Consider the following 25,359-nt stretch of genomic DNA (forward strand, 5'->3'; position numbering starts at 1 on the left):
ATTCAATATATTGGAGTGGTTTGATGAAAGTTGCAAAATTCGGAGGAAGCTCATTAGCAAATGCAAATCAATTTAAAAAAGTCGGTAGAATTATTCAAGAAGATGGTGATCGTAAAATTATTGTTGTATCGGCACCTGGAAAACATTCCGATTCATCTCTCAAAATGACTGATTTACTAATTATGATTGGAGAAGCTTCAATCAATTACAAGCCATATAACCAATTTACTCAAATGGTACAAGAGCAATTCCAAGAAATAATTGAAGGTCTCGGCCTGCAAAATGGATTGGTTGAGGAAATAATACAATCTATTGAACGTGTGATTCAGAGTGATTTACCTTCTGAGCGCAAGCTTGATGCTATAAAAGCACTTGGGGAAGATTGGTCTGCTCGTATCTTGAGCCAATACTTGAGTCTAAATGGTTTAAACGCTATGTATATGAATCCAAAAGATGCAGGAATTATTGTAAGTAATGAAGCGGGTAATGCACAACTCCTTCCCGAGAGCATGGAAAGAATATTTGCTTTAAGAGAAAAATCACAAATTATCGTTATACCAGGTTTTTTTGGGTATACATTAGATGGAACATTAGCAACGTTTTCTAGAGGCGGATCTGATATTACAGGAGCAATACTAGCTGCAGGTGTCAAAGCATCACTTTATGAAAACTTTACAGACGTAGACTCTGTTTACGCTGTCAATCCAACAATCGTGCAAAATCCAAAGGAAATTCAAGTCCTTACCTATAAAGAAATGCGTGAGCTCTCTTATGCTGGATTTTCCGTCTTTCATGATGAAGCGCTTATTCCTGCTTTCCGTGCAGGTATTCCTGTTGCCATTAAAAATACGAATAATCCAAAAGCCGCTGGCACAAGGATAGTCGCTGAAAAAGAAGCAAAAAATATAGGAGTCGTGGGAATCGCAAGTGATGATGGTTTTTCTAGTCTTTTTGTTAGTAAATATTTAATGAATCGAGAAGTAGGATTTGGAAGAAAATTATTACATATTTTAGAGGATGAGGACATTTCATTTGAGCATGTTCCATCGGGAATTGATGATCTTTCGGTTATTTTAAGAGAAAATCAGCTCACACCAAGTAAAGAACAATTTATTATGGAAAAAATCAAAGAGCAATTGCAACCTGAAACAGTCACGATCCAACGAAATTTGGCAATGATTATGATTGTTGGTGAAGGAATGATGCGAACCATTGGAATTGCCCAAAAAGCTACAAAAGCTTTCAAAGATGCGAATGTTAATATCGTAATGATCAATCAAGGATCTTCTGATGTATCCATGATGTTCGGCATCGATGCAAATGATTTGGAGAAAGCAATTCAGTCTCTTTATAAAGTGTTTTTTGATTAGTGATCGTATATTTTACAAGTACTAAAATCCCCTTTGTTCATCATGGAATACATCATGAACAAAGGGGATTTTCCATCCCTTTACTTATTTAAACTCTAGCTTGCCTTATGTTCCAGACGTAATCTGTCTGCAACCATAGCAATGAACTCACTATTTGTAGGTTTTGTTTTAGAGATACTCACTGTATATCCAAATAATGCAGATATGGAGTCTATATTCCCTCTATTCCAAGCCACTTCTATTGCATGGCGTATTGCTCTTTCGACCCGTGAGGCTGTTGTATTAAACTTTTTGGCAATATCCGGATATAATACCTTTGTAATAGACCCGAGTAATTCAACATCGTTATAAACCATGGTGATTGCTTCGCGTAAATACATATACCCCTTTATATGAGCAGGAACGCCAATTTCATGGATAATATTCGTTATACTTGCTTCTAGATCCTTTTTCTTACGTTCTTTTCGATTTCCTTTGCTAATACTTTGTTTATTTGAAAATGCAGCACTATTTCCTTGAACCTGTCGAATCTGGTCTGCTAAATTATCTAGATCAAACGGCTTTAATACAAAATAAGCTGCACCAAGATCAACCGCCTTCTTCATTACCTCTTCTTGACCGAAAGCAGTTAACATGATGACATTTGGACTTGAAGTGCTTTCATTTTGTTTTATCGTATTTAAAACAGCTAAACCGTCAATATGAGGCATAATGATATCAAGAATCAAAACATCTGGTTCGATTTCATCAAGCAATTCAAGACATTCTTTGCCATTATAAGCCGTACCAATTATTTCAATATCTTCTTGGTCTTCAAAAAAATCTTCCATTAATTGAACGAGTTCCTTGTTATCATCCACTAAACAAACTGAAATTTTCTCCACTTCAAACTTCCTCCCTTTATGATCTTCAATTTTTGCCCATTATATAGATTCGACATTAGTTAAAAAATTCCTTTTTTTATTTGAAAAACTTTAAAATTTTTTATATATTCTTTCATTTTCTAACGTTTTCTTATATTTTCGCCTACATTCGATAATTTTCACAAGATATTGTCGAAAAATATTTATGTAAATTATACCAATAAGAAAAGAAAGAGACCACCCCAATATGGGGAAGTCTCCGCTTTAACTTGCTAATTGTTCTTTGTTGTAAATGTCAATGCCCGCTTCCTGTAACATCCATTCAATATGGACTCCGTATCCAGAGGTTGGATCATTAACAAAGACATGCGTAACCGCTCCGATAATTTTGTTGTTTTGAATGATTGGACTTCCACTCATTCCTTGGACAATGCCACCTGTTTTATCTAATAACTTAGGGTCAGTAATTTTAACGACCATTCCTTTTGTTGCCGGTGACTTTTGTGGAATACTGCTAACAATTTCAACATCAAATTCCTCCACTTTTTCGCCATCAAGAACCGTTAAAATTTTAGCTGGTCCCTTCTCCACTTGATCTGACAGTGCAATTGGCATTGGTTTTTTATATTTCCCATCAGTTACACCTTTGTTTAGCACTCCAAAAATCCCAAATGGACTATTTTTAGTTATATTTCCTATTTTATTTTCTTTAATTGAAAACTCAGCCTGCTTTTCACCTGGTGTTCCGCTGTTTCCTTTTTGAATTGAGGTTACAGATGAACGAACAATCGTACCATTATTAATCAAAATTGGTTTCTTTGTATCCATGTCTGATATAACATGGCCAAGTGCACCGTATTTTTTTGATTTTGGTTCATAAAAAGTCATTGTTCCAATACCAGCAGCAGAGTCACGAATATAGAGTCCAATGCGATATTGGTTTTCTTTTTTGTCCATAATTGGTTCTAGTTTTGTATTTATTGTTTTTTTACCTCTTCTTATCGTAACATCTAACGCCTGATTATTTTTCCCAGCTTTCTCTACAAATGGTTTTACTTCCTGCATCTCTTTTATTTGATCACCGTTAATTTGCATAATAACATCACCTACTTGAATATTTGCTTCTTCCCCTGGTGATGTGGAACCTTCCTTTCCTTGTACAAGGTGATGTCCGACAACAAGAACGCCTTTTGTTTGAAGCTGGACACCAATAGATTGACCTCCTGGTATTACTTTTAGGTCATTAAGCACAGATACATTTACTTTTTTAATTGGAACGCCTGCTACTTGATACGTAAGCTGGCTTTCACCAGTTTCTTTTGCATGGAATTGGCTTGAGTCAATGGCTTGAATTACATTATTATTTGATTTTACATCAACCTCTTTGCTTAAAAGAGGAATCTGTTGGGACTCATTTTGGAAGGTCACCATATGATTGGGAATGGCCAGGTAATTCTGTATAGGGGCTAGAAAAGGTACAAATAATAAGGTTGCAAGGAGAAATACTCCGATAAAGATTCGTATAGTTGATCTGTATTTTTTCAATAGCTTCACTCTCCTGATTCCTAACCCACACTTTTATATCTGTATTTCTAATTTGACCTTTAAGCTAAGATTTTAAACTGGTTAAAGATAAGAAATGCTGTGTAACATTTCCTAATCAAGATAAAACATGCTCGAATAAAGATCGGAAATAGAAAAAAGACCTTTGCAAACAAATTGCAAGGTCCCTTTTATCCGTTAACCTGATATACCTGTTTTTTATAACTGTGGGCTAATTCTAACATTTCTCTTGCATGTTCCATTGCAGTCTCTGTTAGCTTCGTTCCCGTAATCATTCTACTCAATTCATTAATTTGTTCTTGGCGCGATAATTCATGAACAAATGTGGCGGTTCGTTTATTTTTTTCTTCTTTTTGAATCAATTTGTGTGTATCTGCCATTGCTGCAACCTGTGGAAGATGCGTAATACACAATACTTGTGAATTACCAGATACTTCATATATTTTTTCAGCAATAGCTTGAGCTACTCTGCCACTAACACCCGTATCCACTTCATCAAAAATGACACTTGTTACGCCTTGATGCTGGGCAAATATTTTCTTAAGAACGAGCATGATACGAGAAAGCTCGCCACCAGAAGCTGTTTTTGATAATTCCTTTAATGGTTCACCAGTATTTGTAGAAATTAAAAAATGAACATGATCAAAGCCATTTTTATGTAATTTGGGAATTTCTGATACTGGGCCATCTCCTATATCTGGCGAGAACGCCACCCTAAAAGATGCTTTTTCTAAATACAAACTTTTCAGCTCTTTTTGAACATCTTGAACTAAATTTTCTGCAGCTTGTTTTCTTACATCGTGAAGCTCTTTTGCCTCTAAATATACATCATGTTCCAATTCTTTAATTTCCTTGGAAAGTTGTAGTAAATGGGAATCTTTATTCTTTAATTGCTCCATCTCTTCCTCAATCATTGCTTGGTATTCAAGCATTTCATTTACTGTATTTCCATATTTCTTCTTTAACCTACTAATTTCATCTAACCGCGCTTCTATTTCATTTAACCGTGCTGGATCATATTCAAGACCATCAATATAATTTCTTAGCTGAAAAGAAAGCTCTTCCACTAAATAATAATGATTCCCTAACTCATCGGATTTTTTAGCAATAAATTCGTCATGGTCAGCTCCGTTATCTAATGCCTGCTTAGCTTGATATAACCATTCAATTCCTTTTTGCTCACCATATAATGCATTATAAGCGTCTTGTACAACAGTATAAATCCGTTCATAATTACCGAGCTGCTTTCGTTCAGCTTCAAGTTCGTCATCTTCATTTGGACTTAAATCTGCACCTTCCAACTCTTTTAATTGAAATTCAAGCAAATCTAAGCGATGCGCCATTTCTTGCTCGTTGTTTGAAAGTTCTTTGTATCGCTTTTTTAAAATTAAAAGTTCTTCGTACAATTGACTATAATCTTGTTTAACTTTAGCGGTCTTAGCAAAGTCATACATATCGAGTAGATGAAGATGACTTTCGGAATCCATTAATGATTGAGTTTCATGCTGACTGTGCACGTCAATCAGTGTTTTTCCAATCTCTTTCAAAATCGAAAGTGTAACGAGTTTCCCGTTTACCCGACATATACTTTTACCACTAGAAGTAATAACCCTTTCTAGTACAACTTGTTCATCTACAATATCAATTCCAAATTGTTTTCCTACCGTTTGAACTGCATGATCCGTCTTATCTAATATAAATAAACCTTCTATTTCCGCTCGCTTTGACCCATGTCGTACAAATTCTACTGACCCTCGTCCTCCAGCAAGCAGCTGAATCGCATCAATAATAATCGATTTTCCAGCACCTGTTTCACCTGTAAGCACCGTCAGGCCATCTGAAAAAGTGATCGCAACATGATCAATAATAGCAAAATCACGTATAGATAATTCCGTTAGCATGTCCGAAACACTCCATTCTAAAGCATACGAATAAACCGTTCTTTTATATCCAAGGCATCAGCTTCTGTTCGACAAATCATAAGACACGTATCATCGCCACAAATCGTTCCCATAATTTCATTCCAATCTAAATTATCGATTAATGCACCAACTGCTTGCGCATTTCCAGGCAATGTTTTTAAGATGATAAAATGGCTCGTAGAATCGATCTTTACAAATGCATCCATAATTAACCGCTTTAATTTTTCCTGTGGATTAAACTTCCGATCAGCAGGTAAGCTATATTTGTACGTTCCATTATTAGAAGGGACTTTTACAAGATGTAGTTCTTTAATATCTCTAGATACTGTAGCTTGTGTTACATTAAATCCTAGCTGTTTTAGCTCATCTACAAGTTCATCTTGTGTTTCAATCTCATTCTCTGTTATTAGTTCTCGTATTTTAATATGGCGTTGTAATTTACTCATATTGGTCCTCACTTTAATCCAAAATGATTTTATTTATTGCCTGTTTTTAATTCCGCATGTGCTTCTTCTACTACTTGTTCTAATTCGACATCTGATAACAATTTCCCTTCTTTTCCCACATAGTTCCAGCCTAAATGTACAAGAAACTCAATATTTCCATCTCCCCCTGTGACAGGAGAGAAGGTTATATCAAATAGCTCATATCCTTCAGAAATAGCAAAATCAGTTAATCGCTGCAGTACATTAAAGTGAACTTTTTTATCGCGTACAATTCCTTTTTTTCCTACTTGTTCACGGCCTGCTTCAAACTGAGGCTTTATTAAAGCCACGACATCACTATTTTGCAGTAAAATATGCTTAAGAACTGGTAGAATTAGCTTTAAAGAAATAAAAGATACATCTATTGTGGCTAGATTAGGGAGACCATGTTGCAACATATCTGGTGTAACGTAACGAAAATTTGTACGTTCCATTACAATTACTCGCTCATCGTTGCGGAGCTTCCAATCAAGCTGATTATAACCGACATCAATAGCATAAGATAGCTTCGCGCCGTTTTGCAGTGCACAATCCGTAAAACCACCTGTTGAAGATCCAACATCAACGAGAATTCGATCTTGCGTATCAATATGAAAAGTCTTAAGTGCCTTTTCTAATTTCAATCCCCCACGTCCTACATAAGGAATTGCTTTTCCTTTTACTAATAAAGGAATTGTCTCATCAACTTTTACACCTGGCTTGTCTAATCTAACCTGTTCAGAAAACACAAGACCTGCCATAATAAGTCGCTTTGCTTTTTCTCTCGTATCTGCTAAATTTCTTTCAACCAATAAAATATCCAATCTTTTTTTTCCCATTTTCTTAGCCTCTTTTATTTCTGATTTACACGGTTATTTGTTGGCAATATTTTAATGTGTAATTTAGACTCGACCATATCAATTACTTTACCAGTAAAGAAAATAATTTGTGTGGAAGAATGAATTGCGAAAAATTTACCTATTGCTTTCCCTCCAACAGTTAAAGCCGCCACAAGACTGGTTAGAAATACAGAAATCACAATCTGTAAAGGCGAACCTTCCCCTTGTCCGAGGATGGTGGCGATTTGTAATACAACTATTGCAGATGCTGTTCCACTAACAATTCCTGATATATCTCCAATTACATCATTACAAAAGCTGGCAAATCGGTCCGCATTGCGAATAATATAGACTGCCTGTTTAGAGCCAGGTACCTTTTCTGCTGCCATTGCATGAAAAGGAGCTTCATCGGCAGCAGTTGAAGCAATTCCAAGCATATCAAACACAACACCAATCAAAACGATGGTGAATACAACTAGTAAACCAACCATCCACATTACACTACTTAAAATGGAAGATGAAATAACTGAAAAAATAGCCGCTAGCACAAAAGTGATAACGGCAATAGTTAAGCTAAATTTTAGCGAACGTTTTATTTGCGAGTTCATATTTTACCTCTATATTCTTGATTTAAATAAATTATTTAGTACACACTATTATGTAAGTAGGAATGGTCATCTAAATGGTAAAAACTGTGGCTTAGGTCCAGTAGGTTTTCCCAAGTGGATACCTTATGTTGCCATAAAGGCGGTTCCCCTTTAAATCCACCTTAGCATTGTCACCAAAAGCTAGACTGGATTACCACTTAGTCCACACTATAATCCCATTTAAACGTCCGAGGAACAGTCTAGGAGATTTCCTCCACAGCCTTTAACCGTTTCCTAGCCTCTTTTGCAGTGCTGATTTCATAGAGATGAAAATCATCATCCAGTGGCCACCAGCATGATAATTTTAGACTCTAATCCCCTCAAGCACCACTCAAGGCAGGCTACGCTGCACATTAGGTGTCCCTTACCTTCATGCAGGTTCATACCCCATTCCATAACAACAACTAGGCTTAGCTATCACTACAGAGATGGGCCTCCACGGTAATCGGGTCAACGCCCACATGCCTTTGCGGATCGCCCAAAAACCTTAACTCCCAGCATTGACCCAAGGCTGGGCGCCTCAAGCCAACACAAGGAACTTCATCGATGTGCCCTTTAGCGGATTTTTAGCCCCGCCTTCAGAAACGGAGGGCTGACTAGAATACTGCACCATTCCTTTTCTCACATTATTATATCATAATTACAGAAAAAATACTATGGATGCTAATGATCACGTTCACCAAAAAGATCAATTAAAGCCATTAAGATACTCGTATCAACATTCGCTTTTTGCAATGCTTCGCGAGCTTTTTGTTGGTATAGTTCTTTTTGCTTGATTGCACCTTCTAATCCAAGCAACTTTGGATAGGTACTTTTTAAATTACCTTCATCACTTCCAACTTTTTTACCAAGCTTTGTTTCGTCACCAGTAACATCTAAAATATCATCCTGTACTTGAAAAATTAATCCAAGATAATATGCATACGTCTTTAAGTACTTCAATTGTTCGTTCGTTGCTCCACCAAGGTATGCTCCTCCTTGTACGGAAAAAGAAAGGAGCTCCCCTGTTTTCTTGGCGTGTATTTCCTCTAACCTCTCTAGAGCCACTTGTTGATTTTCAGCTTCCATATCCAGTATTTGTCCGGCAACCATTCCCGTTGGTCCGCTTGCTCTCGATAGCCACTGAATAAGTTGTACTTTTTCATCCGAAGAAAGTAGTGGATCATTTGTTATCACTTCGAAGCTGTATGTTAACAAACCATCCCCGGCAAGAATTGCTGTTGCTTCATCAAACATTTTATGATTGGTAGGCTTTCCTCTTCTGTATGCATCATCATCCATGGCGGGTAAGTCGTCATGAACTAATGAATACGTATGAATCATTTCAAGCGCATTTGCCCCAGTAAAGACCTTTTCAACATTTGCATTTGATAATGCCTGATAGCTAGCAATCATTAAAATAGGGCGCAGTCGTTTTCCTCCAGCTTCAATCGAATAAATTATCGATTCCTTTAATCGATCAGGTGCCTTTAAATCACGCACTAGACGGAACAAATGCTCTTCTAGTAAGTGTTGTGTCTTTTCAATATAAACCTTCACATCTGCTTTCAAAATTATTCTTCCCCCTGTAAATCAAACTGTTCTATTTCGCCATGTTCATTGATGATGTTCACCATTTTCTGTTGAACTTTTGAAAGTTTTTCATTACATACCTTTGAAAGCTCCATACCCTCTTGGTAATAAGTGATTGCCTTTTCTAATGGTACGTCCCCTTGTTCTAGCTTATCTACAATCTCTTCAAGTTGCTCCATCGCTTCTTCAAAGGATAGCTCTTCATTCTTCTTCATAGTTTTCGTCCTCCACATTTATTACCTGACATTCTAATTTCCCATCCGTTATTCGAACAACAATATGATCGTCAATATGGATTTGCTCCTTCGTTCTCAGGATCTCACCATTAGTTGTATATGGAATAGCAAACCCTCTTTTCATTATCGCTAATGGGTTAACAAGCAGAAGCTTTTCCAGTGTTGTATTTAACCGGGATGTATGCCTGTCATAAATTAATTGAAAGCTGCCGTTTAATCGTTTGGATAATCCTTGTAGATCTTTTACAGCTTGGATCGTTTGTCGTTTTGGATGGTTTGCCAATAACCTTCCATAAACATTGTCATGCTTATCCGTCTTTTGTTCTCTAAAAACAGTAAATGCTTTTGCAAGCTTTTCCGTCATTCGATCTAACTCTTGCTCCTTTTGTTGGATCAGTAAAGCAGGATATTTAAATGCATATGCTTGCTTTAAATGGGAATAGTCGATCTCTCTTTGTTTAAAAGTTGCTTCCATTGCTTGCTTTAATGCACCCTGCAACCGCCTTATCTTATCTTCAAGCTCTTGTCTTGATGGTACCGCTAATTCTGCAGCTCCTGTCGGTGTTGGAGCTCTTAAATCAGCTACAAAATCACTAATTGTCGTATCAGTCTCATGTCCAACTGCAGAAATAATCGGGGTTGTAGAACAATAAATCGCTTCAGCAACTTGTTCATCATTAAAACTCCATAGCTCCTCAATGGAACCGCCACCTCTTCCGACAATCAATATGTCATACTTCGAATAATCATTTGCTTTTTTAATGGCATCACTTATAGATGTCGCGGCTGCTGTTCCTTGAACAAGTACGGGAATAACGGTAATTTCTACGATAGGATAACGTCTTTTTATTGTCGTTAGAATATCTCTAATTGCTGCACCTGTAGGAGAAGTGATGACACCAATATGCTTCGGGAAAGAAGGGATTGGTTTTTTTAATTCTTGTGAAAAATAACCTTTATTTCGTAGCTTTTCCTTTAACTGCTCAAATGCTAAATAAAGGGAGCCAAGTCCGTCTGGCTCCATTTCCTGTATGTAAAGCTGATATTGACCGGTCGCTTCAAAGACACTAATATTTCCTGTAATAAACACTTGCATGCCATTTTCAGGAACAAAATTCAACATTCGATTATTACCTGCAAACATAACTGCTTGAATCCGGCTATGATCGTCTTTTATTGTCAAATACATATGACCACGTGTATGATGTTTAAAATTCGATATTTCACCTTTTACTAGAACACTCCGTAAATGGGGATCAATATCAAGTTTTCGTTTAATGTACTTTGTTAATGCGGTAACGGTTAAATATGGTTTCGTCAATTTCCAGCCAATCCTTTTGCTGCTTTTAATGTGTTTTTTAAAAGCATCGTAATCGTCATCGGTCCAACACCTCGAGGAACTGGTGTAATAAATGCTGCCTTTTCCTTTACACTCTCAAAATCAACATCGCCGACTAATTTACCTTCTTCATTGCGATTTATCCCTACATCAATGACAACTGCACCTTTTTTAATATAATCAGCATTGATCATTTGGGGTACTCCAGTTGCAACAATTAAAATGTCTGCTTGCGTTGTATAGGCTTTTAAGTCAACTGTCTTAGAATGACAATAGGTAACGGTCGCATTTTCATTCAAGAGTAATTGTCCTATAGGTTTTCCAACGATGTTACTTCTTCCAATTACAACAGCATGTTTTCCTTCGATAGAAATATTCTTAGAACGAAGCATTTCCATAATCCCATATGGTGTACATGAAATAAATGTATCCTGACCTGTTATCATTCGACCTATGCTTAAAGGATGGAAGCCATCTACATCTTTAGATGGGTGAATCGCTTCGATAATATGCTGTTCCTTTATATGAGGAGGTAATGGAAGTTGAACTAAAATGCCGTGCACAGAAGGTTTATCATTTAGTTGCTGAATTAATGCTAGAAGTTCGGTTTCTGAAATTGTTGTAGGTAATTCAATTACTTCGGAACTCATTCCTATTTCTTGCGATGCTTTTTCCTTCCCGCTAACATACGAGCGTGATGCAAGATTATCACCAACAAGTACAACCGTTAAATGTGGAACAATTCCTTTCCTTTTTAATGTTTCTATTTCTATTTTCATACTTGCTTTTAATTTTGTTGAGAGTTCTTTTCCATTAATTATTTCTGCAGTCAATCCGTTCACCGCCCTTTTCTTATTTCTTGAACTTCGATAAAACACCGTTTACGAATTTTCCAGAGCGATCATCCCCATATTTGTTAGCTAGTTCTACTGCCTCATTAATTGAAACATTGAAGGGGATATCCTCCATGAATTGAATTTCATAAGCTGCAATTCGAAGAATAGTTCGTTCTACTGCTGCTATTCGTTGGAAGCTCCATTTCTCTAGATGCTCAGAAATGAGTTGATCGATTTCCTTTAGGTTACTTGCCACTCCCTCAGTCAACATTGTTAAGAAGTTATCTTGTTCTTCTTTCTGTAAAGACTCTGAAATCAAGCCCATTGTATTTGTTTCATTCATTGCTAATTGAAATAGTACTTGAAATGCTTTTTCTCTTGCTGTACGCCGATTCATTCAGATTAATCTCCTTTAAGCTCTCTTCATTTAATAAATTCTTTTAAATATCTATTACAAATAATAACATGTTTATAAAGGCAATGCTACATTCCAGTGCAACCTATTATAGAAAAAGAAAGATCAAAAGCACAGTTGTCTTTTGATCTTTCTCTCATTATTCGTTTGGTAATTGTGGATCTTCTTTTTCCATTTGAATGCCTACTACATGCACATTTATTTCTGCAATTTCAAGTGCTGTCATGTTTTTAATGGAATTTCGGATATTTGTTTGTAGCTTTTGCGCGACTTCAGGAATCGATACGCCAAAGTTTAATACAACAAATAAATCAATTAAAATTCCATTATCCGTTAGTTCAACCTTTACACCTTTACTGTGAGACTTTTTCCCAAAACGCTCCACAACTCCTGTAGCAAAATTACCTCTCATCGACGATAGTCCCTCTACTTCAGAAGCAGCGATACCTGCTATTACTTCAATAACCTCTGGAGCAATCTCAACACTTCCTAAACCAGTGTTGTCACTCACATTAACTAAAGGCTGTTCACTCATGTCATCACTCCTCTTCATTTGATTCCAATATTGGATTTTCCTCTAAAAATTTCGTATTAAAATCCCCACTAATAAATACGTCATGATCCATAATTAAGCGATGAAACGGAACGGTCGTATGGATACCTTCAATCACAAACTCATCCAATGCACGCTTCATGCGATTAATAGCTTCTTCGCGTGTAGGACCGTATGTAATTAGCTTTGCAATCATGGAATCATAATACGGCGGAATCATATATCCTGGATAAGCCGCAGAGTCGACACGAACGCCAAATCCACCAGGAGGAAGATACATTTCTATTTTTCCAGGCGACGGCATAAAGTTTTTAAATGGATTTTCTGCATTAATTCTGCACTCAATAGACCATCCATTAAACTCTACATCAGACTGAGAGATAGAAAGCTTTTCTCCATTCGCTATACGGATTTGTTCTTTTATTAAATCAACACCAGTGACCATTTCTGTTACAGGGTGCTCTACTTGAATTCTTGTATTCATTTCCATAAAGTAGTAATCTCCACGCTGACGGTCATAGATAAACTCAATTGTACCTGCACCTATATAGTCAACTGCTTTTGCTGCTTTAACTGCTGCATTACCCATTTTTTCCCTTGTTTCCGGTGTTATTGCAGGAGATGGTGTTTCCTCAATCAGTTTTTGTAACCTTCTCTGAATAGAGCAGTCTCTTTCTCCTAAATGAATTACGTTACCATGCTGATCTGCAAGCACTTGAATTTCAACATGCCTGAAATCCTCAATAAATTTTTCTAGATATACACCAGGGTTACCAAAAGCTGTTTCTGCTTCTTTTTGAGTTAATCGCATTCCCTTTATTAAAGCTTCTTCATCTTCAGCAACACGGATACCTTTTCCACCGCCGCCAGCAGTAGCCTTTATAATTACAGGATACCCAATTTCTTTTGCAAGTTCAATTGCTTCACTCTCAGATTCTAAAATTCCTTCTGATCCTGGAACAATCGGTACATTTGCAGCCTTCATTGTTTCTCTCGCTACATCCTTAATACCCATTTTTTGAATCGCTTGGGGAGTTGGTCCAACAAATATAATATTACATGCTCTACACATTTCTGCAAAGTCGGCATTCTCTGCTAAAAAGCCGTAGCCTGGATGGATTGCATCCACCTTTGTCATCGTCGCTACACTCATAATATTAGTAAAATTGAGGTAGCTATCTTTACTTGACTTAGGACCGATGCAGTATGCCTCATCCGCCAGTTGTACATGTAATGCTTCTTCATCCGCCTCAGAATGTATAGCTACTGTATGAATATCCATCTCTTTACATGCTCGAATAATTCGGACAGCAATTTCTCCTCTGTTTGCAATTAACAGTTTTTTAATCACTTGCTATCGTCCCTTCACTTCTTTTTAACACGAAATAGTGGTTGACCATATTCAACCAATTCTCCATTTTCTACAAGCACTTCAACAATTTCTCCATTTACTTCTGCCTCAATTTCATTAAACAGTTTCATTGCTTCTACAATACAAACAACAGAGTCATTTTTAACAGTAGAACCAACCGTTACATAGGCATCACTCTCTGGGTTTGGAGAACTGTAAAATGTACCAACCATTGGTGATTTAATTTCATAATCATAGTTCGTAGCAGCTGGTGATTCTTTACTTTCCTTTGCAGGAGAAGTCGGTTCAGTTATTTGACTTACATTTACTTGTTCTTCCACCACTTTTTTAGCAGCTTGCTCTTCACTGGCGTTAACCTGTGTACTCGAAGACAACTTCTTTTCTGCACTAGCTTTTTTCATCGTAACGGTAGTTCCATTTGATTCATACGTAAACTCATCAATCGAGGATTGATCTATCAATTTTATTAATTCGCGAATTTCTTGAACTTTTAACATATATTATTTGCACCCCTTCATGTCCAACATAATTTATTATTAGGTCTTAATAACTCCTCTTAACATTTTACGATAAAAAGTGCTCTAACATCAATACCTAATACATACTTTCTCCAGTTTTAGCCTTTCATTCTAAATCTTTTATCCCCTACAAACATTATAGCAATGGGGAAAACCGAATGCGAATATTACTTAATTAGAACACGTTTTTGCAACAAAAAAACCGGATACAATCGTACCCGGTTGCCTCTTTTTAATTAGCTTGCAGTTGGTCCGAAATTAACATCTACTGTAATTTCTCCAAATTCATCCTTTACCATTTGCATAATATTTATGGCTTCTTCTTCAGGAAGATTTTCTGTTTTTACATGAACATGAACGGCATTTCCATCTTTTCGGACAAGGACATCCTCATATTTTGCCGAAGCCAAAATTGATTCTTCAAGAATCGATTCTTTAGTTGTCAGTTCTTCGATTGCACTAATGCTTTCCCAGGCTTCATTTTTCTCCTCAGTAGATGCTTCACTTGAAGCAACAATTTTTTCTAACCTTGTCTTTTCCATACTTCTTTGGTCTTCTAAATTCATTCGAATGGTAGCAAATAGTTCGTCTCCACCAATGTTCTCTATATTATTTACATCTGCCTCTTCTTCATTTAATCCATCTGTTCCAGCTGTTTCTTGTGAATCATTGCTTCCCTCATTAATAAAAGCAATATCTTCACTACCGTCCGATGTCATGTAATACACACTTAACACAATCATTAAACTAAGCATCGTTAATAACCAGATTGTTTGTTTTTTAAGCATTTTTTCTCCTCCTTATTTTCTTTGCATCACTGATACTTGATGGGTCGGTACATCCAAGACACGAGACACTGCCTCTACTACCCATTTTTTTACGGTGGCATGATCAACTCCTTTTGCAACGACAAACACCCCTCGCACCGCTGGCTTTTTTGTTTGAATTAACAACGGTGTTTCTTTATCACCTTGTCTTACAAGTACCACTTGGGTTTCCTTCGTATGTTCTTCTATTTGACGGGTTCCCCCATTTTTATCATTTTCATCCGTAGTTTGCTGTCCAGATATTAGATTTCTTTCATAAACTTTTACATTTGTTGAATCGAGATTCACCATCACTTCGACATCTGAAACACCTTGAATATTCTCAAGCATTGCCTCTAGATCCTTTTTGTAGCTTTTTTCTAATTCAGCGAGGTTAGAAGTTGCAGAAGCTTGTTTTCCGTTTGTTTCAACTGCTTGTTTATCTGGTGACTCTAGCAATTCCATTTCATTTGTTGTCTTATCTTCTTCATTAGTCGAGGAAAATAGGTTTCCAACAATTAATAAAAGCAATCCAACTAATCCAATTATGATAATATAGCCAGTTTTTTTGGAGCTTGTAGTAGTCGTGCGTTTCCATAAAGATGAAAAATACTTTTGAATTTTATTAATCAATGTCACTCTCCCTCCCATTCAATCGTTAGTACAGTATCATCAATCTGCCATACCTCCTGTAATGTTTTTTTAATCGCTTCTGCATCCGGTTCATCCGCAATATTATCTTCTTGCCTGTCCATATTAATTACAACATCCTCCACAACATTTACGGTTCCCTCCTCATTATTCGCTTCCTGAATATAGATAATGACTTTTTCAAGATTCTCGGGGATATTCGTACTGTTCGGTACAAAATCAATATCCATACTCGTGATTTCTACGGCATGTTCCGTTCGCAATTGAGGTTGAGCAAGTTCCATTAATTGGACAGCCATTTGTTCTTCAATATATGCATTTTGAGAGGATTGTATTTCACTTTTTTTGAAATCAATCAATTTTTCAATATTTTGCTCATTTTCAATTGATCCATTTCGTTGCATTAGTGACGTATTTATCGCTTGTTTAATATCAATTTGAAACAGTTGAAAAAGTGGCTGTAAAAAAATCAAGATTAAAATTAATCCCACGACAAATTTGATATACTTTTTCATAGCTGAAGCTGGTATCAGTAAATCTATAATTGTTGCCAGCAGGATAAAAATCACTATTTTTGTTACCCATTGAATAATATATTCCATTTCTATCATCCTATCGAAGAAGCAAGGTTATATTGCTCGCGACTACAATAACTACGATTGCTAAAAAAAACATAAATGAAACTGCTACCAAACAAGCAAGCATATAGATAATATAGTTTGCAATCGTATTTAAACTCGAAATTACCGGCCCATCTCCTATTGGTTGTAATGTTGCCGCAGCAAGTTTATAAATAATTGCCACTGCTAAAATCTTTAATGCAGGAAAAAGTGCTATAAAGATGACAATTCCAACCCCAACTATCCCAATTGCATTTTTTAATATTAACGAAGCGCTCAATACAGTGTCAGCTGCGTCTGTGAATGTCCTTCCTACAACCGGAATAAAATTACCAGTAATAAATTTAGCCGTTTTCATTCCGACGCCATCTTGTATTGCGCTAGCTGCACCTTGCACAGACATAACTCCTAAAAATATAGTTAAGAAGCCACCTAAAATCCCTAAGCTAACGTTCTTAAATAAGTTAGCCAAATGTGTGACTTTATAGCTTTCATTCAATGTACTAACGATCAGTAAAAGCGCTGATAAAAATAAAAAGGGTAAGATAACATTAGATACAAGAACACCACTTACATTAATGAGCATAATAATAATTGGATGTAAAAAAGAAACGGTGACTAAATTTCCGATTGAGGCCATCAATCCTAACAAAAGCGGCAATAAAGCAATCATGAAACCGCTCATCGTATCGATGGCATCTTTTGTATAATTTACAACTAAATAAAAACTGTTTAAGGCGATAAAGAGTAATACGATATAGACGATAAAATAGGCTATTTTGCTTACCGTTCCTTTGTCAAAGGCTGTATGTAATGTTTGCAGGAACACAGAAAACAATGTAAGTAGCATCAGTATTCCTAATAGTTTTCCATTCATAATTAATTCATGAAACAAATATTCGATTAGTCCTGAAATCGCTCCTTTTATCGAAAAGGAATCATTATTCTTAACTAATTCATAAACACTTGTTTTTTCAAGCTCTGGTAAATACCCGCCATACTCATCCACAATTAAATTCCAATACTTTCCTATTCCATCTAATGAAACTTCATTAACCATTTTTTCTTCTAACGGCTGATCGGCTTCAGGAGCATCTTCTGCATGCACGAAAACTTGTCCACTTTGAAGCATGAACATTGTGACTAGAAACAAACAAGTAACATATTTCATTCGCTTCTTATTACGCTCCCTTCTCACCCCGTTAAACGACGGTTATAAAATTTAGAATCGCTTCGATTACAGCGGTAATAATAGGAATAGCAAGCACGAGAATAAAGACTTTTCCAGCTAATTCAATTTTGGAAGCTACTGCATTTAATCCAGCATCCTTTGTTATATTTGCACCTAATTCAGTAATATAAGCGATACCAATAATTTTTAAGATTGTTTGAATATATAATCCATCGATATGTGCTTTACTACCTAGACTTTCTATCAGCTTAATGATCACTCCAATTTGCTTCATAATGGCAAGAAAAATAATAATTCCTGTTAGAAGGAGAATAAAGAAAGCAAACGTACTGTTTAAATCCTTTAAAACGATATATAGGATGCTGGCAACAATCCCGAAAATAACGATTTGTACAATATCCATGAACAATTACCCTTGAAATAAAAATACTGACTTTATCTGTTGAAATAAATCAGAAAGACCGTTTATTACCATTACAAGGACAATAATAAATCCTACTAATGTAGCAAATTGAGCGATCTCCTCTTTTCCCATTTGTTTTAATATTGTATGGATTAGCGCCACGATGATTCCAATACCAGCAATTTGAAATAATATCGATGCATCCGTTATCATATCCGTACTCCTTCCAACTAATTACTTTGAATCTATTCTTTTAGGAGATGAAAGTATAAAAGGATCGATGTTAGAAAACTCTTATCATAAATTTGCACCTACACCCTGCAATGTTTTTGCAACCTTCTTATTCTTTCACTACGATTATTTATCTCATTTTGAAATACTTCCGTTTATAAGTTACTAAACGGGCGCTTACACTTTCTTAAAAGAGAAGAATTATGATAAATAAACCAGCTAGGAAGCCGAGCGTTTTCACCATTTTGCTATATTTAAATTGATTGTCTCGTGCATCCTCTAGCTCACGTTCAAGATGAGTAATCGTGAGATGGATTTGCTTTTGCTGTTGTGTAAAGTCATGTTGCCCTAACGTGCGGCCGAATTGAAGCAAAATCTCTTTATCATTCTCACCTAACGAGGAAATAAGCATTAGTTCTTTAACACTGTCTTCCCACGCAACCTCTAACTCGGCATCGATTTTGCTTAATTGCATTGCTAATCGGTTAAAAAAGGAACAAACAGGTGCAGGCAACTGACGTGCCATCAATTTAAACGCATCTTTAAGTGGCAACTGACTATACAAAATTTCAGCTTCTAATATTTGTAAGGCGTTTATTAATTGACGAATATGCTTTGGTCTTTTATCTAGTTTTTTGCTCCATTCAAGCCCTGCCCATGTAGTTGTACTTATTAAAAGAAGTGCTCCTATCCATTTCATTTGGCCGGCACCTCGACTTCTGTAATATATTTTCTTCCTCTTCATTCCATATTCTCTTTACTTGACCAGGCCCTGTCTGCCTGTCCAGCAAGAGAATACGTTGAAACACTCTTTGTTGAAATAAAGGTTGTAATGAAGGTCGCTTTTTTAATTCTGTTAGTGATCTCCCATGGATAGTACAGATAATGACTACACCTGCATTGATCGCTTCCATTAACGCTTTTACATCAAGATCACTGCCAATTTCATCAACAATCAAAACTTCTGGAGACATCGAACGAATCATCATCATCATTCCTTCTGCTTTTGGACAAGCATCGAGAACATCCGTCCTCTTTCCTACATTATGTTGCGGGACTCCGTTTATAGAAGCGGCAATTTCCGAACGTTCATCAATAATTGCTACTTTCTTTCCCACAATATTATCCCAGCCTATTGAAATCATCCGAGCCATATCACGAATTAGTGTTGTTTTTCCTGTTTGCGGCTCACCAACAATTAATGTATTCCAATATGCTTGTCCATAAACATATGGCATAATCGACTGTGCTATCCCAATTTGTTCTTTTGCAATTCGAATGTTTAAAAAAGCAATATGCTGAATTGCTTTCACAGTTCCTCCACGTGTATTTACTTTTCCTGCTAAGCCGATTCGGTGACCACCTTCAATTGTAAGATAACCTTCTCTTAATTCATCCTCTAAACGATACAGTGAGAATTCACTAAGACGATTAATCATATACATCATCGATTTAGGTTTTAAAATACAAGCTTCGATCCATTCTGTATGGTGATCAAAAATAACTTCAATTGGTTGTTGTAATCGGCATCGAATTTCCTGAAGTTTGTCCCATCTTCTATCCAGCCTTGTCCTAATTTCTTGCATTAGCGGCTCCGGAAATAATCGAAGGATTTCTTCCATATAAATTCCTCGCTTTACGCTGCTTTATAATAAGTGTATTGATAAACACGCAAAAATATGACTAACTTCACGAAGGCAACAAGCATTGAAATACAATTAAGACGCTTAGCGAATACAAATCTTAAATAGATTAATTGTAAAAAATAATAGAACAATGATATGCACGATTTAAACTAAAAAAACAGCTCAACTTAATGTTGAACTGTTTTTTACTGATAAATGATATTATGCACGAGAAACATATTTTCCATCAGATGTATTGATGACTAATACGTCTCCTTTATTTACAAAGAACGGAACTTGAACAACAAGCCCTGTTTCAACAGTAGCAGGTTTGGATCCCCCGCTTGCCGTATCTCCTTTAATTCCTGGCTCTGTTTCAACTACTTCTAACTCCACATTATTTGGAAGGTCTATACCAAGTACTTCTCCTTGATAGGTTATTATAGAAACTTCGGTATTTTCTTTAATAAATTTTAACTCGTGCTCAATTTGGTTCGCTTGTAATTCAATTTGCTCATAGGTACTTGTGTCCATAAATGCATGCGAATCACCTGAAGCATATAAGTACTGCATTTTTTTATGCTCTACATGCGCTTTTTCCACTTTTTCTCCACCACGGAAAGTTTTCTCTTGAATGTTTCCATTTCGCAAGCTACGCAACTTCGATCGAACAAAAGCTGCCCCTTTACCTGGCTTCACATGCTGAAAATCGATTACTTGCCAAACATCGTTATCCACTTCAATTGTTAAACCTGTACGAAAATCATTAACTGATATCATCTATGTTCCTCCTTGGATGAATGTAAATATTTCTTATAATGTAATAAGTTCTTTATTTGCTAATGTTAATCTCTCATTTCCTGATGCTGTTACGACAATGTCATCTTCTATTCGACATCCACCAACATCCGGAATATAAATTCCTGGTTCGACTGTAACAACCATTCCTGGCTCTAAAGTAATTTCACCTCGATGCGAAAGCCCCGGTCCTTCATGAACCTCCATTCCAAGTCCGTGCCCAGTCGAATGTCCAAAATACGCTCCAAAGCCTTTTTCAGTAATGTAATCTCTCGTGAGTGCATCCGCTTCTTTTCCACTCATACCAGCCTTTATCCCATCAACACCTCTTAACTGTGCTTCTAGTACTGTATCATAGATTGTTTTCAATTCGTTGCTAATTTCGCCAACAGCAACGGTTCTAGTAATATCTGAGCAATATCCATTGTATAATGCCCCATAGTCAAGTGTTACTAGTTCACCTGATTGAATTTCCTTCGTCGAAGCGACTCCATGAGGTAACGCGGATCGAAAGCCTGAAGCAACAATAATATCAAAGCTTGAAGATGTTGCACCTTGTTTTCTCATAAAAAATTCTAATTCGTTTGAAACATCAATTTCACGAACGCCTGGCTTGATAAACCCTTGAATATGCGTAAAAGCTGCATCAGCAATTTCTGCTGCTTTCTTCATAATGGCAAGCTCATCGTTTGTTTTAACAAGTCTAATCGTTTCTACAATATCTGAAGTCGGTACGAGCTCTCCATTGAATAATGATTGATATTGATCAAACACTGCATATGTTACATGGTTTTTTTCAAAGCCTACGCGTTTTGCCTTCAGCTTACTTAATTGATCACGGATCTCAAGTTCCATAAGCTGTTTATGCTCGATAATATCAAATCCGATTGCTTGTTCTGCTGCCTGCTTTGTATAACGAAAATCTGTAATAAAAAGCGCATCTTTGTTCGTGATAATTACCGTTCCTGCTGTTCCAGTAAAACCTGTAATATATCTTCTATTGATTGGACTGGCAACAATCAATGCATCCAGATTTTTTTCTTCTAATACAGCTCTAATTTTTCGTAATTTCTCCATTCTTTTCAACCCTTTCTATTATATTTCTCTACCTTTAATGGATAAAGTCTCACATTGTATCCTTATCAAGAAATGCCATGGCCGCAAGCACATAGCTTTGGAGACCAAAACCGGTAATTTGTCCTTTACATGCAGGTGCGGTTAATGACTTGTGCCGAAATGCTTCTCGCTGATGAATATTAGATATATGTACTTCAATGACCGGCGTTTGAATTGCAATAATTGCATCTCTTAATGCAACACTTGTATGTGTATAAGCTGCTGGATTAAATATAATACCAAAATACTTTCCATCTGCTGCATGAAGCTGGTCGATCAATTCACCCTCATGATTCGATTGAAAGCTATCGACTTCATATCCATAGGAAGCTGCTACTTTCCCCACACTTTTTTCAATGTCTTTCAATGTAAATTGTCCATAAATCTCTTTTTCACGCTTCCCTAACAGATTAAGATTTGGACCATTCAATAATAATAGCCGGTTCATCCCCTTCATCCCTTTACCAAATATTATTGGACGTTATAAGTTTATCATAAAGCACTTCATTTGAATAAAAAAATCTAATTTTAATTGTTATTTTTTTTCGTCTCTTTCACAACCATATCATGAAAATCATATGAAATGGAATAGCCAATAAACGTACCATACAATAAAAACAAGCATATTGTCGATACAATCGTATTTTTGTTAAGGTCAGTAACGTTTGGAATATTCGCGAACATGGGATGAAGCACATAAAATAAAAGGAACCAGAGAGCTAAACCATAAATAGTACCTACCCACATAGATTGTCGCTTTTTAAATAAAGCATAATATAGTAACGCCGGAAGAATGGATATACCCCCAACTATTAAAATTGAAATTAAGTCCCCAAGCCATGTATCTGTCCAAGGTTCTTTTGTCCAAGACCGTAATACAAACATCTTAGGAGCGACTTCCGCAAAATTAAAATGGTACATAACGACTCCAATTGCGCTCCATAGTATTCCGCCACTTAACCCGGTGGTCACAGCTATTCCTATAAGAGAAGGACTTGTTGAAGCCTGCTGTTCTCTTTCATTATTCTTTCGTTCAGATTTTCTCAACTAAATCACCTCCAGCTATAGTATGGCCAATAATTATCATTCATATCGACACAACTGCTTAAAACGCAGTTGAAATGTTGTGGAATTTGCGTTCTAATTTTAGTAAGATGATTGACAAGAAGAATGTGCTTAATAGTAGTTTAATTTCTATAAAATAATGAATAATTCATGTTATATTAGGAAATAATAAATAAAAAGAAGGTAGTATTCTAACATTCTCCTAAGACAATAGGAACAAGTATTTAAGCATATCCATGAAAGGTGGAATTGAAAATGAGTGGTAGAAAATTATCTGTTATCGTATATGTACTTATTGGTTTTGCTGCTATTGGACTTATGTCACAGCTTTTTTCCAATACAACTGGCTTTTTATTTAGTCTCCTAAAATCGATTTTTATTGGGTTATTAATCTTTGGTCTCATATACTTCTTGTTTTTAAAAAATCGTGTATCTTCAAGTGATGCTAAAAAGTATAAACAGGCGGTAAAGCAATCCAAGCAAAAATATAAACAAAAGAAGCCCTCATCCAAAGCAAAAACAATACAACAGCAGCCGATTAAACCGCAAGCAAAGAAAAAAAACACACGTCAAACTTCCCATCTACGAGTCATTGACGGGAATAAAACGAAAAGAAAAAAGCGAGCATCCAATTAAATGGATACTCGTTTTTTATCTAGTCTATCATAATTTCAGAATAAGATTATTTCGGCCAGTGCTTTAAAAATTGATCCGTTCGTTCCATTCCCAATGTGAGAAGCATATCTATTTCGTTTGCATTAATCTGAAAGTTTGTTGTCTCGATATTTTTCACAGGAATAAAAATGATATTTTTTTTGTCAGTCGTAGAGATATATCTTGCATCATGTGCTTGCTTCATCGTAGCAAATAATGCATGGAGCATATCTAAAGCGTTTTTAATGTCATGCGGTGTTGTATTTGCTGGAGTATCCGAAAGTTTCACTCCTAAAACAGGACGTTGCTCTCGATTATTCGAATTTGTAAATAACCATAATGGAAAATTACTTAATAAGCCACCATCTACCATAATACTTTTTTGCTTTGCTTTTCCAGGTAATTTCTTTGGCATAAAAAAATATGGAAATCCCGCACTCATCCTGACTGCTTTTGAAACTGGGAAATGAGCTGGATTAATTCCATAAACACGATAAAGATCATCAGGGATGACAATCAGCTTTCCTAATGACAAATCACTTGCAACCACCTTTAAACACCCATTTGGCAGATCACTAAATGTGTAAATCCCTTGATTAGCAAGATGATTATATAGCCATTTTTCGAGCTTATCTCCTTTATATAATCCCATTTGAAAATAAAGAAAAAACCACTTGGTTCCTGGTAAGAAGGTAGTTGGTTTCGGTGGATCTAACAACGCCTTTAAATCCGTCTGTTGTAATAGTTGCAGCATATCAGATGAAGTGTATCCAGCTGCAACAAAGGACGCTAAAATTGCCCCAGCAGATGTACCGGCAACCCTTTCTATTTGGAATTGATTCGATTCAAGGCTTTTCAATGCACCAAGAAATGCGTAAGCCTTTACTCCACCGCCAGAAAAAACCGCATCAATTTTCATAACTTCTCTCCTCAGCCCTTTTCTATATAATTAAGCAAAGGAATGAGGAATTAGAACGGTCAATCGCCTATACTTTATTCTACTTTTTCTTCTGTTTGTTGAATTTGTTTTAAAGCTTCTTTTCTTTTTTGATCTTGCTCAAAATATGTAACTAAATCAGCAATTCGATCAATAGAATTCCAGCTTAAATGATGTTCAATTCCTTCCACATCTCCATATATGTTTTCTTGTTCAACACCAATAATATCTAAAAAACGTTCTAGTAATTCATGTCGAAACAAAAGCCGCTCGCCTATTTTTTTTCCTTTTTCCGTTAATACAAACCCGCGGTATTTCTCGTAATTTAAATATGCGTCCTTATCTAGCTTTTGAACCATCTTTGTTACAGATGAAGGATGTACTTCTAATGCTTCCGCAATGTCTGAAACACGAGCATAGCCTTTAGTTTCGATTAAATTATATATTAACTCAATATAGTCTTCCATACTTGGAGTAGGCATGAATTTCCCTCACTTTAAGCATCATTTTTTAGCTAATGCAAAATTGTTTATGTCTAAAGAATACAGGAAAACTTGTCCATAAACAAGTAGAGTGACAAAAAGAAGAAGAAGCGATTTTAATCGCTTCTTCTGTAAAACGTTAAATATTAGAATCCATTTTAATAATAAATTTAACAAAACGGAACCACTCTTTGCGAAGCAATGCACATTTCCGAATAAAAAGATTAATCATATATTAACAAAATCGCCTGCTTTCAAGTATAAGCATGA

The 25,359-nt window shown here is 36.1% G+C and carries 30 protein-coding genes; 2 read left to right on the forward strand and 28 right to left on the reverse strand.

Annotated features, from left to right (window positions below; all coding sequences use genetic code 11):
- Positions 1-23 precede the first annotated feature (23 nt).
- The gene (locus tag QBK89_RS07105; protein WP_284140348.1) at positions 24-1,370 is read left to right on the forward strand and encodes an aspartate kinase; all 1,347 of its coding nucleotides are present in this window, start codon (positions 24-26) and stop codon (positions 1,368-1,370) included.
- A 95-nt stretch (positions 1,371-1,465) separates the two neighbouring features.
- Here QBK89_RS07105 and spo0A read toward each other — a convergent pair whose 3' ends face one another.
- The 26 genes from spo0A to QBK89_RS07235 form a co-directional block, all read right to left on the reverse strand.
- Positions 1,466-2,254 (reverse strand): sporulation transcription factor Spo0A, encoded by a 789-nt coding sequence (gene spo0A, locus QBK89_RS07110; RefSeq protein WP_284140349.1) that lies wholly within the window; start codon positions 2,252-2,254, stop codon positions 1,466-1,468.
- A 243-nt stretch (positions 2,255-2,497) separates the two neighbouring features.
- Entirely contained in the window at positions 2,498-3,787 is a 1,290-nt protein-coding gene (gene spoIVB / locus QBK89_RS07115; protein ID WP_443089747.1) for a SpoIVB peptidase, read from the reverse strand.
- A gap of 179 nt (positions 3,788-3,966) precedes the next feature.
- Positions 3,967-5,697 carry a DNA repair protein RecN gene (gene recN / locus QBK89_RS07120; protein ID WP_284140351.1) on the reverse strand — a complete coding sequence of 577 codons (1,731 nt, stop codon included), beginning with the start codon at positions 5,695-5,697 and terminating at the stop codon, positions 3,967-3,969.
- Between the two features lie 17 nt (positions 5,698-5,714).
- On the reverse strand, positions 5,715-6,164 hold the full coding sequence (gene ahrC, locus QBK89_RS07125) for a transcriptional regulator AhrC/ArgR (RefSeq protein WP_284140352.1): 450 nt from the start codon (positions 6,162-6,164) through the stop codon (positions 5,715-5,717).
- 29 nt (positions 6,165-6,193) lie between these two features.
- Entirely contained in the window at positions 6,194-7,021 is an 828-nt protein-coding gene (locus QBK89_RS07130; protein WP_284140353.1) for a TlyA family RNA methyltransferase, read from the reverse strand.
- Positions 7,022-7,035: 14 nt separating this feature from the next.
- On the reverse strand, positions 7,036-7,629 hold the full coding sequence (locus QBK89_RS07135) for a hypothetical protein (protein WP_284140354.1): 594 nt from the start codon (positions 7,627-7,629) through the stop codon (positions 7,036-7,038).
- A gap of 702 nt (positions 7,630-8,331) precedes the next feature.
- The gene (locus QBK89_RS07140) at positions 8,332-9,219 is read right to left on the reverse strand and encodes a polyprenyl synthetase family protein (protein WP_284140355.1); all 888 of its coding nucleotides are present in this window, start codon (positions 9,217-9,219) and stop codon (positions 8,332-8,334) included.
- Positions 9,220-9,221: 2 nt separating this feature from the next.
- Complete coding sequence (locus QBK89_RS07145; RefSeq protein ID WP_284140356.1) at positions 9,222-9,455, reverse strand: exodeoxyribonuclease VII small subunit; 234 nt, start codon at positions 9,453-9,455, stop codon at positions 9,222-9,224.
- Positions 9,442-10,797, reverse strand: a complete 1,356-nt coding sequence (xseA, locus tag QBK89_RS07150; RefSeq protein ID WP_284140357.1) for an exodeoxyribonuclease VII large subunit — start codon at positions 10,795-10,797, stop codon at positions 9,442-9,444. The genes QBK89_RS07145 and xseA overlap by 14 nt, the downstream gene beginning before the upstream one ends.
- Positions 10,794-11,648, reverse strand: a complete 855-nt coding sequence (gene folD / locus QBK89_RS07155) for a bifunctional methylenetetrahydrofolate dehydrogenase/methenyltetrahydrofolate cyclohydrolase FolD (protein ID WP_284140358.1) — start codon at positions 11,646-11,648, stop codon at positions 10,794-10,796. Before folD ends, xseA begins: the two co-directional genes overlap by 4 nt.
- Positions 11,649-11,667: 19 nt before the next feature.
- Positions 11,668-12,048 (reverse strand): transcription antitermination factor NusB, encoded by a 381-nt coding sequence (gene nusB / locus QBK89_RS07160; protein WP_284140359.1) that lies wholly within the window; start codon positions 12,046-12,048, stop codon positions 11,668-11,670.
- A gap of 157 nt (positions 12,049-12,205) precedes the next feature.
- A complete protein-coding gene (locus QBK89_RS07165) occupies positions 12,206-12,601 on the reverse strand; it encodes an Asp23/Gls24 family envelope stress response protein (RefSeq protein ID WP_284140360.1) in 396 nt (131 codons plus the stop codon).
- A 4-nt stretch (positions 12,602-12,605) separates the two neighbouring features.
- A complete protein-coding gene (gene accC / locus QBK89_RS07170) occupies positions 12,606-13,970 on the reverse strand; it encodes an acetyl-CoA carboxylase biotin carboxylase subunit (protein ID WP_284140361.1) in 1,365 nt (454 codons plus the stop codon).
- A gap of 14 nt (positions 13,971-13,984) precedes the next feature.
- The gene (accB, locus tag QBK89_RS07175) at positions 13,985-14,488 is read right to left on the reverse strand and encodes an acetyl-CoA carboxylase biotin carboxyl carrier protein (RefSeq protein ID WP_284140362.1); all 504 of its coding nucleotides are present in this window, start codon (positions 14,486-14,488) and stop codon (positions 13,985-13,987) included.
- Between the two features lie 257 nt (positions 14,489-14,745).
- The gene (locus QBK89_RS07180; RefSeq protein WP_284140363.1) at positions 14,746-15,297 is read right to left on the reverse strand and encodes a SpoIIIAH-like family protein; all 552 of its coding nucleotides are present in this window, start codon (positions 15,295-15,297) and stop codon (positions 14,746-14,748) included.
- Positions 15,298-15,309: 12 nt separating this feature from the next.
- Positions 15,310-15,948: a stage III sporulation protein AG gene (gene spoIIIAG / locus QBK89_RS07185; protein WP_284140364.1), complete on the reverse strand. Its 639-nt coding sequence runs from the start codon at positions 15,946-15,948 to the stop codon at positions 15,310-15,312.
- 2 nt (positions 15,949-15,950) lie between these two features.
- Positions 15,951-16,568, reverse strand: a complete 618-nt coding sequence (gene spoIIIAF / locus QBK89_RS07190) for a stage III sporulation protein AF (protein ID WP_284140365.1) — start codon at positions 16,566-16,568, stop codon at positions 15,951-15,953.
- 10 nt (positions 16,569-16,578) lie between these two features.
- Entirely contained in the window at positions 16,579-17,757 is a 1,179-nt protein-coding gene (gene spoIIIAE, locus QBK89_RS07195; RefSeq protein ID WP_284140366.1) for a stage III sporulation protein AE, read from the reverse strand.
- A gap of 31 nt (positions 17,758-17,788) precedes the next feature.
- Positions 17,789-18,181: a stage III sporulation protein AD gene (gene spoIIIAD, locus QBK89_RS07200; protein ID WP_284140367.1), complete on the reverse strand. Its 393-nt coding sequence runs from the start codon at positions 18,179-18,181 to the stop codon at positions 17,789-17,791.
- Between the two features lie 6 nt (positions 18,182-18,187).
- On the reverse strand, positions 18,188-18,394 hold the full coding sequence (gene spoIIIAC / locus QBK89_RS07205; RefSeq protein ID WP_284140368.1) for a stage III sporulation protein AC: 207 nt from the start codon (positions 18,392-18,394) through the stop codon (positions 18,188-18,190).
- A gap of 205 nt (positions 18,395-18,599) precedes the next feature.
- Positions 18,600-19,112, reverse strand: a complete 513-nt coding sequence (spoIIIAB, locus tag QBK89_RS07210; RefSeq protein ID WP_284140369.1) for a stage III sporulation protein SpoIIIAB — start codon at positions 19,110-19,112, stop codon at positions 18,600-18,602.
- Positions 19,057-20,034 (reverse strand): stage III sporulation protein AA, encoded by a 978-nt coding sequence (gene spoIIIAA, locus QBK89_RS07215; protein WP_284140370.1) that lies wholly within the window; start codon positions 20,032-20,034, stop codon positions 19,057-19,059. The genes spoIIIAB and spoIIIAA overlap by 56 nt, the downstream gene beginning before the upstream one ends.
- A gap of 225 nt (positions 20,035-20,259) precedes the next feature.
- Positions 20,260-20,817 carry an elongation factor P gene (efp, locus tag QBK89_RS07220; RefSeq protein WP_284140371.1) on the reverse strand — a complete coding sequence of 186 codons (558 nt, stop codon included), beginning with the start codon at positions 20,815-20,817 and terminating at the stop codon, positions 20,260-20,262.
- A gap of 33 nt (positions 20,818-20,850) precedes the next feature.
- On the reverse strand, positions 20,851-21,912 hold the full coding sequence (locus tag QBK89_RS07225) for a M24 family metallopeptidase (RefSeq protein WP_284140372.1): 1,062 nt from the start codon (positions 21,910-21,912) through the stop codon (positions 20,851-20,853).
- Between the two features lie 49 nt (positions 21,913-21,961).
- Entirely contained in the window at positions 21,962-22,399 is a 438-nt protein-coding gene (gene aroQ / locus QBK89_RS07230) for a type II 3-dehydroquinate dehydratase (protein ID WP_284140373.1), read from the reverse strand.
- Between the two features lie 80 nt (positions 22,400-22,479).
- On the reverse strand, positions 22,480-22,998 hold the full coding sequence (locus QBK89_RS07235; protein ID WP_284140374.1) for a YqhR family membrane protein: 519 nt from the start codon (positions 22,996-22,998) through the stop codon (positions 22,480-22,482).
- 273 nt (positions 22,999-23,271) lie between these two features.
- Here QBK89_RS07235 and QBK89_RS07240 point away from each other — a divergent pair, with 273 nt between their 5' ends.
- The gene (locus QBK89_RS07240) at positions 23,272-23,652 is read left to right on the forward strand and encodes an SA1362 family protein (RefSeq protein WP_284140375.1); all 381 of its coding nucleotides are present in this window, start codon (positions 23,272-23,274) and stop codon (positions 23,650-23,652) included.
- A 46-nt stretch (positions 23,653-23,698) separates the two neighbouring features.
- Here QBK89_RS07240 and QBK89_RS07245 read toward each other — a convergent pair whose 3' ends face one another.
- The gene (locus QBK89_RS07245; protein ID WP_284140376.1) at positions 23,699-24,589 is read right to left on the reverse strand and encodes a patatin-like phospholipase family protein; all 891 of its coding nucleotides are present in this window, start codon (positions 24,587-24,589) and stop codon (positions 23,699-23,701) included.
- 74 nt (positions 24,590-24,663) lie between these two features.
- Positions 24,664-25,089, reverse strand: coding sequence for a transcriptional regulator MntR (mntR, locus tag QBK89_RS07250; RefSeq protein WP_284140377.1), 426 nt, complete (start codon positions 25,087-25,089; stop codon positions 24,664-24,666).
- Positions 25,090-25,359: the final 270 nt, after the last annotated feature.

Source organism: Virgibacillus sp. LDC-1, assembly GCF_030137545.1.
In the GTDB taxonomy this organism is placed as follows: Bacteria; Bacillota; Bacilli; order Bacillales; family Amphibacillaceae; genus LDC-1.